The organism is Verrucosispora sioxanthis (assembly GCF_010560025.1).
GTDB lineage: Bacteria > Actinomycetota > Actinomycetes > Mycobacteriales > Micromonosporaceae > Micromonospora > Micromonospora palythoicola.
The window spans coordinates 546,907-560,062 of record NZ_SAIY01000004.1 but is presented as its reverse complement, the minus strand read 5'-3'; the positions used below and the strand labels follow the sequence as shown (position 1 = coordinate 560,062).

The window sequence follows — 13,156 nt, the reverse complement described above, 5'->3', positions numbered from 1 at the left end:
CGGGCCGGAGGCGGTTACCGGGCGCGCGGCGCGGGCGGACGCGGCGTCCGGGTCGGGTCTAGCGGCTGTGGGTGGCGACGAAGGCGCGCCAGGCGGCGGGGGTGAAGGCGAGTGCCGGGCCGGCCGGGTCCTTGCTGTCGCGGACGGCGACGACACCGGGCAGGTTGTCGGCGACCTCGACGCAGGCGCCGCCATTCTGGTTGCTGCGGGAGGACTTGCGCCAGGCCGCGCGGGTCAGGTCCATGACTTCGCCACTTCCTCGATCAGGCGGGCGGACTGCCGGCGCGGCAGCGCCTCACCGGCCACAGTCTCCCAACGTCGCCCCAGGCTGGCAAGGTCGTTCGGGCTGTCCACTGTGTGCCCCCGGAGCTGGTTGTCCAGGTGGGCCACCTCGGTGCCGTCGGCGAGCCGGGCCAGCACGAACGGGCCGGCAAGACCGCCGTACCACGGGGTCTCGGCCGGCACGATCCGCACCTGGACGTGCGGGCGGTCGGTGAGGGTGCGCAGGTGCTCCAACTGCTCGCGCATGGTCGCGCGCTCGCCGACCTGCCGGCGCAGCACCTGTTCGTCGAGCACCGCGACGAGCTGCGGTGGCTCGTCGCGGGCGAGCACCTCCTGCCGGGCCATCCGGGCCAGCACCCGCTTCTCGATCTGCTCGTCGGTGAGCGGTGGACCAGCCCGGAGCATCGCCCGGGCGTACGCCTCGGTCTGGAGCAGGCCCGGCACCACGGCCGGGTCGTACCAGCGCAGCGCGACCGCCTCCCGCTCGATCTCACCCCACGACCGGAACCAGTCCGGCTCGGCGTGCAGCCGGATCAGCTCCAGCATGCCGACGAAGAGCCCGCCGGTCTCCAGCACCTTGTCGAACCGGGCCAGGTAGTCGGCGCTGAGCTGGTTCGGGCCGATCTCCATCGCGCTCACCGCCGACGTCGAATAGTTGATCATTTTGCTCAGCTCCTCCTGGCTGAGCCCGCGCACCTTACGCGCCCGGCGCAACTGGTCGCGTAGGAACCCCAGGGTTGGTACGTCCGCCATCTGCCCGCCCTCCGTGACGTGATAGCGCCGGAGAGTAAGGGCCGGTCCTCCGGCGGGAAAGTGACTGTCGGCGTGTTGCGGTGAACGCTGGCGAACGACCGCGGAACCGTGTGGAAGAAGTGGCGACGGGGTGCCGAGGAGCCGCGACACGAGGGTGGCGGATTGGCACTCTCCTTGACGGAGTGCTAGCCGAGGAATAACCTGCGATTAGCACTCTCACCCTGAGGGTGCCAACCTTCGGGCCCTGGTGTCCGGGGGTTGAACGCCAGGCGGACCGGCACCCGCGACGACGGCCCCGCCCGGTGGCATGTGGCAGATTGACGCCGGTCGGCATGCCGATCGGCAACGAAACCAAGTACCCCAGGAGGGTATGCCCGTGACTACCGCGACCAAGGTTGCGATCAAGCCGCTCGAGGACCGCATCGTGGTCCAGGCGAACGAGGCCGAGACCACCACCGCCTCGGGCATCGTGATCCCCGACACCGCCAAGGAGAAGCCGCAGGAGGGCACCGTCCTCGCTGTCGGCCCGGGCCGGATCGACGACAAGGGCAACCGCGTGCCGATCGACGTCTCCGTCGGCGACACCGTCCTCTACTCGAAGTACGGCGGCACCGAGGTCAAGTACGCCGGCGAGGAGTACCTGGTGCTCTCCGCCCGCGACGTCCTCGCGGTCATCGAGAAGTAAGACAGACCGATCAGTGTCGTTGCCCCGGTCCGGCTCGCCGGGCCGGGGCAACGTCGCTTCGAAGGGACATTAATGGCGAAGATCCTGAGCTTCTCGGACGACGCCCGGCACCTGCTGGAGCACGGTGTCAACGCGCTCGCTGACGCGGTCAAGGTCACCCTCGGGCCGCGCGGGCGCAACGTCGTCCTCGACAAGAAATTCGGTGCGCCGACGATCACCAACGATGGTGTGACCATCGCCAAGGAGATCGAGCTCACCAACCCGTACGAGAACCTCGGCGCGCAGCTGGTCAAGGAGGTGGCGACCAAGACCAACGACGTCGCCGGCGACGGGACCACCACCGCGACCGTGCTCGCCCAGGCCATGGTCCGCGAGGGCCTGCGCAACGTCACCGCGGGCGCCAACCCGGCCGGCCTGAAGCGCGGCGTCGACGCCGCCGCCACCAAGGTCTCCGAGGCGCTGCTCGCCAAGGCCGTCGAGGTCTCCGACAAGAAGTCGGTGGCGCACGTCGCCACGATCTCGGCCCAGGACGCCACGATCGGTGAGCTGATCGCCGAGGCGATGGAGAAGGTCGGCCGCGACGGTGTGATCACCGTCGAGGAAGGCTCCGCCCTGCACACCGAGCTGGACGTCACCGAGGGCCTCCAGTTCGACAAGGGCTTCATCTCGCCGAACTTCGTCACCGACGCGGAGTCGCAGGAGTCCGTCCTGGAGGACGCGTACATCCTGATCACCACGCAGAAGATCTCCGCGATCGAGGAGCTGCTGCCGCTGCTGGAGAAGGTCCTCCAGAACAACAAGCCGCTGCTCATCATCGCTGAGGACGTCGAGGGTCAGGCGCTGTCCACCCTGGTGGTCAACGCGATCCGCAAGACCATCAAGGTCTGCGCGGTCAAGGCGCCCGGTTTCGGTGACCGGCGCAAGGCGATGCTCCAGGACATGGCGATCCTCACCGGCGCCGAGCTGGTCGCCCCCGAGCTGGGTTACAAGCTGGACCAGGTTGGCCTGGAGGTGCTGGGTAGCGCCCGGCGCATCGTGGTCGACAAGGAGAACACCACCATCGTCGATGGTGGTGGCCAGACCAGCGAGGTGACCGACCGGGTCGCGCAGATCCGCAAGGAGATCGAGGCCTCGGACTCCGAGTGGGACCGGGAGAAGCTCGCCGAGCGGCTGGCCAAGCTCTCCGGCGGTGTCGCGGTGGTCAAGGTCGGCGCCGCCACCGAGGTCGAGATGAAGGAGCGCAAGCACCGCATCGAGGACGCGATCGCCGCGACCAAGGCCGCGGTCGAGGAGGGTACGGTGCCCGGCGGCGGTGCCGCCCTGGCGCAGATCCGGTCGGTGCTCGACGACGACCTCGGCTTCACCGGTGACGAGAAGGTCGGCGTGTCGATCGTGCGTAAGGCACTTGTCGAGCCGCTGCGCTGGATCGCCCAGAACGCCGGCCACGACGGCTACGTCGTCGTGCAGAAGGTCTCCGGCAGCGACTGGGGCCACGGTCTCGACGCCGCCGTCGGCGAGTACGTCGACCTGACCAAGTCCGGCATCATCGACCCGGTGAAGGTGACCCGCAACGCGGTCACCAACGCCGCGTCGATCGCCGGTCTGCTGCTCACCACCGAAAGTCTCGTGGTGGAGAAGCCGGCCGAGCCGGAGCCCGCCGCGGGCGGCCACGGCCACTCGCACGGCCACGGTCACAGCCACCAGCACGGCCCGGGCTTCTGACCCGGCCGTACGCCGGACGTGGGGCGCACCGTCGACGAGACGGTGCGCCCCACGCGCTTTGAGTCGGCGTACCGGTGACGAGAGGTTACGAACGCTGACGCCGACTACCGGACCGTTGGTCGGTGGGAAACACTGGGCGGGTGAGCAGCACGACACCACGGTTCGCGGCCATGGCCGGCGTCGCCGCCGCCGCTGCGGCCATCGGCACCGCCGAACTGGTTGCCGCCCTGACCGGTCCCCGGTCGTCCCCGCTCGTCGCGGTCGGCGGTCTCGTCGTGGACACCGCTCCCGAGCCGGTCAAGCGGTTCGGCATCGAGGTCTTCGGCACGTACGACAAGATCGCCCTGCTGGTCGGCACGGCGCTGCTGCTCGGCGGCTTCGCCGCCCTGATCGGCATGGTGGCGGCCCGGCGGCTGATGGTGGGCCTGGCCGGCATCGTCGTCTTCGGCGGCGTCGGCGCGGCGGCGGCCCTGACCCGGGCCGGTGCGGACGCCACCGACGTGCTGCCGTCGCTGGTCGGCGCGGCGGTCGGCGGACTGGCGCTGTGGGCGTTCGTCGCCGGTCCACTGGAACTCGACCCCTGGCCCTGGTCCCCACCGACGCCGGCCGGCCCGCCCAAGGCGACCGGTCCCGCCGCCGTACCGGACCCGAATCCGGTCGGAACCGCCGGGGCCGCCGACGGGACGGCGACCGATCCGACCGCGCCCGCCGACGGGACGGCGACCGATCCGACCGCGCCCGCCGACGGGACGGCGACCGCCGGAAGCCCGCCGATCCTGGGAAGTCCGCCGGTCCCGGGAGGTGCGGGAGGCCGGGTCGACCGGACTCTCGGCGGCGGTTCCTCACCGGCGTCGGCACCGTGCTCGGGGTGGCCGCCGTGGGGAGTAGCGGGGCGTTGGCTGGCCGGTCGGCAGGGCGTGTCGGCGGCCCGTGAGGCGATCACGCTGCCGGCCCCGGTCTCGCCAGCACCGCCGGTGCCGGCCGGCGCCGACCTGGCCCAGCCCGGACTGGCCAGCTACGTCACGTCCAACCGGAACTTCTACCGGATCGACACCGCGCTTGTGGTGCCGCAGGTCGACCCGGAGACCTGGCAACTGCGCATCCACGGCCGGGTCCGCAACCCGGTCACGCTGAGCTATGCCGATCTGCTCGCCCGGCCGATGGTGGAGCGGTACGTGACGCTGGCCTGCGTCTCCAACGAGGTCGGCGGCGACCTGATCGGCAACGCGCGCTGGCTCGGCGTACCGATCCGGGAACTGCTCGACGAGGTGGGGCCGCTGGACGGTGCCGACCAGGTGGTCGGGCGTTCGGTCGACGGTTGGACCTGCGGCACCCCGACCGCCGTGCTGCGCGACGGGCGGGACGCGCTGCTCGCCGTCGGCATGAACGGCGAGCCACTGCCGGTGCAGCACGGCTTCCCGGTCCGGATGGTGGTGCCGGGTCTCTACGGCTACGTGTCGGCCTGCAAGTGGATCACCGAGCTGGAGCTGACCAGTTTCGCGGACTTCGACGCGTACTGGGTGCCCCGGGGCTGGTCGGCGCAGGGGCCGGTGAAGACGCAGTCGCGGATCGACACGCCCCGCCCGCGTAACCGACCGGCCGCCGGCCCGGTGACGGTCGCCGGCGTCGCCTGGGCGCAGCACCGGGGCATCGACCGCGTCGAGGTCCGCGTCGACGAGGGGCCCTGGCAGCAGGCGCAACTGGCGCCGACCATTTCGGTGGACACCTGGGTGCAGTGGTCGTGGCAGTGGCAGGCCACCCCGGGCGAGCACACCCTCCAGGTGCGGGCGACGGACAGCACCGGCGAGACCCAAACCGGTGAGCCACGGGATGTCGCCCCCGACGGCGCGACCGGCTGGCACTCCGTCACCCTCACCATCACCTGACCCCGCGCACCACCCCGCCCACACCGCCCCCCGCCCACACCCGTTGATCATGAAGTTGTTGTCACCCCGTCGGCGTGTCGGGAACAACAACTTCATGATCAACTGGCTGGTGGTGGCGGGAGTGGGCGGACAGGGCGACGCCGCGTCCGGGTCGGGACGCGGCGTCGGTGGTGCGGTCTGGTCAGGCGACGTTGCGCTGGACGGGCACCGTCGACCGGTGCGAGCTGCCCAGCCTGGCCTCCAGTCGGTTGACGTCGACGCGGGTCTGGCGTCGGTCGGCGAGGTCCTCCCAGCCGACCGCGAGCAGTCGTAGCCGCTCGGACTCACTGAAGCCACCCCACACGCCGTACGGCTCGCGTACCGCGAGGGCGTGCGCGGCGCACTCGGCGCGGACCGGGCAGGCACGGCACACGGCCTTGGCAGAGGACTCCCGGCGCAACCGGGACGAGCCCCGCTCGCCGTCAGGGTGGAAGAACTGGGCGCTGTCGCGGCCTCGGCAGGCACCGAGCCGCTGCCAGTCCCAAAGGTCGATGATGGGTCCGGGCAGTCTACGTACGTTCGACATCAGCACCCCTCCTCTCGCGCGGCACCGCGAGACGCTTGTCGCCGGTTGTCCGGGCGGCGGGGCCGCGCAGGCGCACCGTTCCCGGCCTGGCCCCTCCCTACCCTGCCGCCCCACGGCTCACACGTCTTTGATCCAAAACATCCAGCGGATTGCGTCATATGCCCTATCTGTCGGAAAAGTTGGGAGGATTGCCCGGAACCTCCTCCCGACCGGGGCTGCTCATGGTCTGCTCGTCAGCGGAGAGGAGATGCCTGTGCGTACCGTTCTCGTGTGCGTTCGAACGCCGCTCGCGGCGCAGCACCTGACCTCCGCGGCAGCGCGGTTGGGATTGTCGGGTGCCGTCCGGACGGCGGTCTCCGACCCCGAGGTGATGTTGCGGCTGGCCGAACGTCCGGCCGATGTGGTGCTCGCCGACACCGCGCTCACCCGCCCGGACAGCGTCGGCTTCGTCCGGCGGGTGCTGGCCCGCGCCCCGCAGGCCGCCGTCCTGCTGCTCGGTGCCGAGGAGTCCGAGGCGGCCGCGGCGACCATCGGTGCCGGGGCACGCGGCCTGATCCAGGGGGTCGACCAGGATCTGACCAGCGCCGTCGCCAAGGCGTTGCTGCTGCTGGCCGCGCCCGGCCGGGCCAACCGGCACCGGATCGCTGATCCCGCCCGCGACGCCGCGGCGGTCGGCAGCCCGGCCCGCCCGGCACCCGGTGGTCGCACCGGGGTGAGGCGCCGACCGCCTGGCCGGGTACGGACGCGGCGGGCGGCCCGGCGGTGGTGCCGGTGCAGCGGGGCGACGATCCCGCCGAGTCTGGTGCCGAGTCCGAGCCGGACAAGCCCGCGTCGGCAGCCCGGGCCGACCGGTCCGCGATCGGCCTCACCGAACGGGAGCTGCAGGTGCTGCTCGGCATGGCCGAGGGCAAGAGCAACGCCGAGATCGGCCGGGAACTGTTCGTCTCCGAGGACACCGTGAAGACCCACGCCCGGCGGCTGTTCCGCAAGCTCGGTGCCCGCGACCGGGCGCACGCCGTGGCCGCCGGATTCCGGGCCGGACTGGTCGCGTAGCTGGTCGGCCGGATCGGTCCGGCCGCGCCGGCCGGTCAAGCCGGCGGGCCGAGTCCGCCGGGCGGGTTGGCCCGGCCGGGCTGAGCTGCCGGTGGCCGGTCAGCGATCCGCGCCGGGCTCGTCCTCGGTGCCTTCGCTGAGGGTGTCGTGTACGCCGTCGGCGTAGCCGCGGGCGTAGTCCCAGGTGACGTAGTGGTCCGGGTCGGGATCGTAGGCCGGCTCGTGCACCCGGGGTCGACCGGAGCTGAGCAGGTGCCGCAGGTTGCCCCGGAGCAGGTCCCAGTCGAAGTAGTGCGGTTCCCGGCAGTCTTCACACTCGATGACCAGCCCGCGTACGCCGATCGGCGCGAGCAGCGCCTGGTAGATCTCCAGGTCGGCGAGGTCCTCAAGCACGTCTTGGCGCTCGACGTCGGTCAGTGGGTCCAGCGGCGCGTCGTCGCCGGGGGCCTCCAGGTCGGCCGCCGGATCGGTCGGGTCGCCGGTGAACGGGTCGATGGGATCGTCGTGCACCCCCTCACCGTAGTCCCCTGCCCCGGTCGACGCCTGTCCCCCGGTCGCGCGAGCCGTTACCGGTGCCGGCACCGCGCGGTTCAAGGGACAAAGCTTCAGTGGGTACGATGAGGCCGACGCACCCTCGCCCGGCGTTCGCCGGTGCCCACCGTGCCACCTCGCTGAAGCCCGGTTCAAGCAGCTCAGGAGAGCAATCGTGGAGAATTCGCCCCGTACCGACCGTTCCGCCGGCGTCGAGGGCGGCGAGCTGGGCGGCCATCTGCCCGAGCTGCCCTCCGGTTCGGCCAGGGTGGTGCCGCTGGGGTTGACCTTCGATGACGTGCTGCTCCAGCCGGGCGAGTCCGACGTGGTACCGAGCCGGGTGAACACGATCACCCGGTTGACCCGTAACGTCTCGCTCTCCATCCCGCTGCTGTCCAGTGCCATGGACACGGTCACCGAGGCCCGGATGGCGATCGCGATGGCCCGCCAGGGTGGCATCGGGGTGCTGCACCGCAACCTCTCGGTGGAGGACCAGGCGCTCCAGGTCGACCTGGTGAAGCGGTCCGAGTCCGGCATGATCACCAACCCGGTGACCGCGAGCCCCGACGACACCCTGCGCGAGGTCGACCAGCTCTGCGGGCGCTACCGCATCTCGGGGGTGCCGGTGGTGGACGCCCAGGGGCAACTGGTCGGCATCGTCACCAACCGGGACATGCGCTTCGTCTCCGACCCGGCCATGCCGGTCCGCGAGATCATGACCAGGGCACCGCTGGTCACCGCCCCGGTCGGGGTGAGCAAGGACGAGGCGCTCGGCCTGCTGCGCCAGCACAAGGTCGAGAAGCTGCCGATCGTCGACGACTCCGGCAAGCTGCGCGGGCTGATCACCGTCAAGGACTTCACCAAGAGCGAGCAGTACCCGAGCGCCACCAAGGACGAGGCGGGCCGGCTGCGGGTGGCGGCGGCCATCGGCGTCGGCGAGGACGCGTACAAGCGCGCCCGGGCGCTCGTCGACGCCGGTGTCGACGTCATCATCGTGGACACCGCCCACGGCCACCAGCGCGCGGTGCTGGAGATGGTCAGCCGGCTCAAGAGGGACGTCACGGTCGACATCGTCGGCGGCAACGTGGCGACCTACGCCGGCACCAGGGCGCTGGTCGAGGCCGGAGCCGACGGCGTGAAGGTGGGTGTCGGCCCGGGTGCCATCTGCACCACCCGGATCGTGGCGGGCGTCGGCGTCCCACAGATCACGGCGATCATGGAGGCCGCCCGGGCGGCCCGCCCGGCCGGCGTACCGGTCATCGGTGACGGCGGCATCCAGTATTCCGGCGACATCGCCAAGGCGCTTGTCGCCGGCGCGGACACGGTGATGCTCGGCAGTCTGCTGGCCGGCTGCGAGGAGAGCCCCGGCGAGCTGATCTTCGTCAACGGCAAGCAGTTCAAGGCGTACCGCGGCATGGGCTCGCTCGGCGCCATGCAGTCCCGTGGGCAGGCCAAGTCGTACTCCAAGGACCGCTACTTCCAGCAGGACGTGACGAGCGACGAGAAGTTGGTCCCGGAGGGCGTCGAGGGTCAGGTGCCGTACCGTGGACCGTTGGCCCGGGTGGCCCATCAGCTGGTCGGTGGCCTGCGGCTGGCGATGGGGTACGCGGGCGCGGAGAGCATCCCCGAGCTGCACCAGCGGGGACAGCTCATCCGGATCACCGCGGCCGGGCTCAAGGAGAGCCACCCGCACGACATCCAGATGACCGTCGAAGCGCCCAACTACCACACCCGCTGACCTCTCCCACCACCCCCGAAGACATCTGGAGTGCCCCATGCGTGACGTGGTCGAGATCGGGCTGGGCAAGACCGCGCAGCGCGGCTACCACCTGGACGACATCGCCATCGTGCCGTCCCGTCGGACCCGCGACGTCGACGACGTCTCCACCGGGTGGCAGCTGGACGCGTACCAGTTCGGCATTCCGTGCGTCGGGCACCCCTCGGACGCGACGATGAGCCCGGCCTCCGCGGTGAAGCTCGGTCAGCTCGGCGGGCTCGGCGTACTCAACGTCGAAGGGCTGTGGACCCGCTACGAGAACCCGAGCAAGGTGCTCGAGGAACTCGGCGGTCTCGACGAGGACGCCCGCGCCACCAAGCGGCTCCAGGAGGTGTACGCCGAGCCGATCCGCCCGGATCTGATCACCGAGCGGGTCCGTGAGCTGCGCGACGGTGGCGGCACGGTGGCGGTGCGGGTGTCGCCGCAGCACACGCTGGCGCTGGCGCCGGTCATCCTCGACGCGGGCGTCGACATCCTGGTCATCCAGGGCACCATCGTCTCGGCCGAGCACGTGTCCACCACCGACGAGCCGCTCAACCTCAAGGAGTTCATCGCCGACCTCGACCTCCCGGTCGTCGTCGGCGGGTGCACCGACTACAAGACTGCCCTGCACCTGATGCGGACCGGCGCGGCCGGCGTGATCATCGGTATCGGCGGGGACGAGTGGTCCACCACCGAGTCTGTGCTCGGCATCCGGGTGCCGATGGCCACCGCGATCGCCGACGCCGCCGCGGCCCGACGCGACTACCTCGACGAGACCGGCGGGCGGTACGTGCACCTCATCGCCGACGGCGACATCCGGACCTCCGGCGACATCGCCAAGGCGCTCGGCTGCGGCGCCGACGCGGTGATGCTCGGCGAGCCGCTCTCGCTGTGCGAGGAGGCGCCGGCCGGCGGGTCCTGGTGGCACTCGGCGGCCAGCCACCCGTCGCTGCCCCGCGGCGCCTTCGAGACCGCCGGTGAGCCCATCGGCTCCATGGAGCGTCTCCTCTTCGGCCCGGCCGACGAGCCGGACGGTCAGCTCAACCTCTTCGGCGGCCTCCGCCGGGCCATGGCCAAGTGCGGCTACCGCGACCTCAAGGAATTCCAGAAGGTCGGCCTGGTCCTCGACCGCTGACCCGCACCCGGTTGGATGGCTGATGCCCGATTCGCCACGTGCCACAACTCCATGATCGACGGAGCGGGCGGCAGTAGGCTCGGGCTGGTGAGCAGCAGGGTTGGCAGGTGGTGGGGGGCCGGCGCGGCGGCGGTGGCCGCTGCCGTGGTGGCGGCGGTGGTGCTGGTCAGCGGCATCGGGGACCGGGACGCGGCGGAGCCGGGCGGATTCCGGGCGGGCAGCGTCGATCTCGGCGACCCGTACGTGCCGGGCAGCGGCAACGGCGGGTACGACGTCGCCCACTACCGGCTCGTGGTGCGCTACGACCCGGCTGACGACCGGCTCACCGGCAGCGCCGAGATCACCGCGACCGCGACCCACGGGCTGTCCCGGTTCAACCTGGACCTGTCCGGGTTGCAGGTCGGTTCGGTGACCGTGGACGGCGCGTCGGCCGAGCACCGGCGGGACGACGGCGAACTGGTGGTCACTCCGGCCCGAGGGCTCGACGCCGGCAGCCGGTTCACGGTGGACGTCGCCTACGGCGGCGTACCCGAGGCGGACGCCGACGGCGTGCTCGGCAGTGGCGGTTTCCAGCACACCGACGACGGCGCGATCGCCCTCGGCCAACCGCACTCGGCGGCCACCTGGTTCCCGGTCAACGACCACCCGTCGGACAAGGCCACCTACGACCTCGAGGTGACCGTCCCGGACGGGCTCGCCGCGCTCAGCAACGGAGTGCCGGGGGAGCGGACCAGCGCCGACGGCTGGACCACCTGGCGCTGGGCCGAGCGCTCACCGATGGCGAGTTACCTGACCACGCTCGTGATCGGCGACTACCGGGTGCGCAGCGAGGAACACGCCGGCAAGCCCATGGTCACCGCCGTACCGGACGGGCTTCCGGTGACCGGGCCGGCGGCCACCTCGCTGGCCCGCACCGGCGAGATCGCCGACTTCCTGGCCACCCGTTTCGGCCCGTACCCCTTCGAGTCGTACGGCGGCGTGGTGGTCTCGGACGGGCGGATCGGATACGCGCTGGAGACCCAGTCCCGGCCGGTCTACGGACCGGGGTTCTTCCGCGGCGGCGAACCGAACTACAGCGTGGTCGCCCACGAACTGGCCCACCAGTGGTTCGGCAACAGCGTGGCGCTGGCCCGCTGGGGTGACATCTGGCTCAACGAGGGCTTCGCCAGCTACGCCGAGTGGCTGTGGGAGGAGCACGACGGCGGGCGCAGCGCCCAACGCAACTTCGAGATCCAGTACGCGGCCACCAACTGGTCCCGGCGCACCCTCGATCCCGGCCCCGGGCAGATGTTCAGCACCGCCGTCTACAAGCGCGGGGCGCTCACCGTGCACGCGCTGCGGCGTACCGTCGGCGACGACGCCTTCTTCGAGATCCTGCGGACGTGGACCAGCGAACGCCGGGACGGCACGGCCACCACCGCCGACTTCGTCGCCCTGGCCGAGCGGGTCTCCGGCCGCGAGCTGGGACCCTTCTTCGACGCCTGGCTGACCGGCACCGCCGCACCCGGCCAGCCCTGACCGGAGACCCCGTCAACCGGTCGTTCCGGTCAGCTCTTGACCTTGAGTTTCGGATTGTCGGCCAGGAAGGCGTCGGCCTTGCCGGCGCGCAGTTGGGTGAGGAAGCGGCGGCCGACGGAGGTCAGTTCCTCGCCCCGGTAGGCGTTGCCCCGACCCACCGACGCTCCGGGCAACCCGACCAGCGTGACCGCCTGCGGCGACAACGAGCCGAGGGCGTACGCGAAGTCCACGATTCGCCGGCCGCCGACGTAGCGCAGCGCGTCGCCGAGCGCCGCGACCACCTGTTCGATCCGCTCGGGCTGCCGGGCCAGGTTCTGGTCGAGGATCTTCCCGAGCAGCGCCCGGATCAGCTGCTGGTGGTGGCGTTGCCGGGCGTAGTCGCCGCCGGGCAGGTAGCGCTGGCGGGCGTAGTCGAGCGCCTGCCAGCCGTTGAGGTGTCGTTCGCCGGGCTCGTAGACCATCTGCGGCCCGACGTAGCCGCCGACACCCGGGCCCGGCTCCCGGTGCTTGCCGTCGGGCTGCCGGTGCCGGGACACGACCCGCTGGTCGACGCGGATGTCCACGCCACCCAGGCTGTCGACCAACTCGTCGAAGCCGCCGAAGGTGAGCACCGCGCCCGCGTCGATGCGCAGGCCGGTGTACTCGCTGACCGTCCGGCGCAGCAGCTCGTACCCCTGGCCGGGGTCGGGTCGCTTGGGACGGTCCGGCACCCGGCTGCCGTAGCTCATCGCGTGGGTGAGCTTGGTCCGCCCGCCCGGGTAGCCGGCCGGCTTGTAGGCCGGGATGTCCACCACCAGGTCGCGGGGGAGGGAGAAGAGGTACGCCTTGGACAGCCCCGCCGGTACGTGCAACACGAGTACCGCGTCGGCGTGCGGTTCCCAGCCGGGCACGCTCACCCGGGTGTCGACCCCGACCAGCAGCAGGTTGAGCGGGCCGGTGATGTCGGCACCCGGCGGCGGGCTCGGGCTCGGGCTGGCGCTGGGACTGGGCGAGGTGCTCGGGCCGCCCGTGGCGGCGGTCGGCGTCCGGGGGTCGTCGCCGACCGTACGGGCCACCACCACGCCGATCACCGCGACCACCACGAGCGTGACCAGACCGGCCAGCGCCAACGTCAACCGTCTCCGGTCTGCTCCGAGCATCATCCCCCGCCTCCTTGGGGCGTCCGTCGAAGTCCCTGCCCGACCGCTGAGGTCACCGACGGCGGACTTCGACACTCGCCCTGGGTCGATACCGGTCCAACGCGCTGAACCGGGCTCATGGTTGCGTC

At 71.6% G+C, this 13,156-nt stretch carries 10 protein-coding genes and 2 pseudogenes; 7 read left to right on the top strand and 5 right to left on the bottom strand.

Annotated elements, in window-relative coordinates:
• Window positions 1–58 precede the first annotated feature (58 nt).
• Together ENC19_RS15295 and ENC19_RS15290 are read right to left on the bottom strand one after the other, a co-directional pair.
• A complete protein-coding gene (locus tag ENC19_RS15295; protein WP_164447833.1) occupies window positions 59–244 on the bottom strand; it encodes a DUF397 domain-containing protein in 186 nt (61 codons plus the stop codon).
• On the bottom strand, window positions 235–1,035 hold the full coding sequence (locus ENC19_RS15290) for a helix-turn-helix domain-containing protein (RefSeq protein ID WP_164447832.1): 801 nt from the start codon (window positions 1,033–1,035) through the stop codon (window positions 235–237). The genes ENC19_RS15295 and ENC19_RS15290 overlap by 10 nt, the downstream gene beginning before the upstream one ends.
• Window positions 1,036–1,405: 370 nt before the next feature.
• Here ENC19_RS15290 and groES point away from each other — a divergent pair, with 370 nt between their 5' ends.
• The 3 genes and pseudogenes from groES (at window position 1,406) to ENC19_RS15275 (ending at window position 5,328) form a co-directional block, all read left to right on the top strand.
• Window positions 1,406–1,720 carry a co-chaperone GroES gene (groES, locus tag ENC19_RS15285; RefSeq protein WP_089155197.1) on the top strand — a complete coding sequence of 105 codons (315 nt, stop codon included), beginning with the start codon at window positions 1,406–1,408 and terminating at the stop codon, window positions 1,718–1,720.
• A 72-nt stretch (window positions 1,721–1,792) separates the two neighbouring features.
• Entirely contained in the window at window positions 1,793–3,442 is a 1,650-nt protein-coding gene (groL, locus tag ENC19_RS15280) for a chaperonin GroEL (protein WP_164447831.1), read from the top strand.
• A gap of 140 nt (window positions 3,443–3,582) precedes the next feature.
• Window positions 3,583–5,328: pseudogene (locus tag ENC19_RS15275) on the top strand (molybdopterin-dependent oxidoreductase).
• Window positions 5,329–5,509: 181 nt separating this feature from the next.
• Here the strand turns inward: ENC19_RS15275 and ENC19_RS15270 are convergent.
• The gene (locus tag ENC19_RS15270; protein ID WP_164447830.1) at window positions 5,510–5,893 is read right to left on the bottom strand and encodes a WhiB family transcriptional regulator; all 384 of its coding nucleotides are present in this window, start codon (window positions 5,891–5,893) and stop codon (window positions 5,510–5,512) included.
• Window positions 5,894–6,146: 253 nt separating this feature from the next.
• Between ENC19_RS15270 and ENC19_RS15265 the strand changes: the two are divergent.
• Window positions 6,147–6,946: pseudogene (locus ENC19_RS15265) on the top strand (response regulator transcription factor).
• A gap of 99 nt (window positions 6,947–7,045) precedes the next feature.
• Here the strand turns inward: ENC19_RS15265 and ENC19_RS15260 are convergent.
• The gene (locus ENC19_RS15260; protein ID WP_164447829.1) at window positions 7,046–7,456 is read right to left on the bottom strand and encodes a DUF5319 domain-containing protein; all 411 of its coding nucleotides are present in this window, start codon (window positions 7,454–7,456) and stop codon (window positions 7,046–7,048) included.
• 196 nt (window positions 7,457–7,652) lie between these two features.
• Here ENC19_RS15260 and guaB point away from each other — a divergent pair, with 196 nt between their 5' ends.
• The 3 genes from guaB (at window position 7,653) to ENC19_RS15245 (ending at window position 11,889) form a co-directional block, all read left to right on the top strand.
• Window positions 7,653–9,215, top strand: coding sequence for an IMP dehydrogenase (guaB, locus tag ENC19_RS15255; protein ID WP_164447828.1), 1,563 nt, complete (start codon window positions 7,653–7,655; stop codon window positions 9,213–9,215).
• A 37-nt stretch (window positions 9,216–9,252) separates the two neighbouring features.
• Entirely contained in the window at window positions 9,253–10,371 is a 1,119-nt protein-coding gene (locus tag ENC19_RS15250) for a GuaB3 family IMP dehydrogenase-related protein (protein WP_164447827.1), read from the top strand.
• Between the two features lie 87 nt (window positions 10,372–10,458).
• A complete protein-coding gene (locus ENC19_RS15245; RefSeq protein WP_373688933.1) occupies window positions 10,459–11,889 on the top strand; it encodes a M1 family metallopeptidase in 1,431 nt (476 codons plus the stop codon).
• 29 nt (window positions 11,890–11,918) lie between these two features.
• On the opposite strand, the gene ENC19_RS15240 is transcribed toward ENC19_RS15245, so the two are convergent.
• Window positions 11,919–13,031: an LCP family protein gene (locus tag ENC19_RS15240; RefSeq protein ID WP_164447825.1), complete on the bottom strand. Its 1,113-nt coding sequence runs from the start codon at window positions 13,029–13,031 to the stop codon at window positions 11,919–11,921.
• Between the last annotated feature and the right edge of the window lie 125 nt (window positions 13,032–13,156).

What these genes read in the sequence shown, in the direction of transcription:
- ENC19_RS15240 (WP_164447825.1), bottom strand. Translation starts at nt 13,031, where the DNA reads ATGATGCTCGGAGCAGACCGGAGACGGTTGACGTTGGCGCTGGCCGGT.
- ENC19_RS15270 (WP_164447830.1), bottom strand. Translation starts at nt 5,893, where the DNA reads ATGTCGAACGTACGTAGACTGCCCGGACCCATCATCGACCTTTGGGAC.
- ENC19_RS15290 (WP_164447832.1), bottom strand. Translation starts at nt 1,035, where the DNA reads ATGGCGGACGTACCAACCCTGGGGTTCCTACGCGACCAGTTGCGCCGG.
- ENC19_RS15295 (WP_164447833.1), bottom strand. Translation starts at nt 244, where the DNA reads ATGGACCTGACCCGCGCGGCCTGGCGCAAGTCCTCCCGCAGCAACCAG.
- groL (WP_164447831.1), top strand. Translation starts at nt 1,793, where the DNA reads ATGGCGAAGATCCTGAGCTTCTCGGACGACGCCCGGCACCTGCTGGAG.
- groES (WP_089155197.1), top strand. Translation starts at nt 1,406, where the DNA reads ATGCCCGTGACTACCGCGACCAAGGTTGCGATCAAGCCGCTCGAGGAC.
- ENC19_RS15250 (WP_164447827.1), top strand. Translation starts at nt 9,253, where the DNA reads ATGCGTGACGTGGTCGAGATCGGGCTGGGCAAGACCGCGCAGCGCGGC.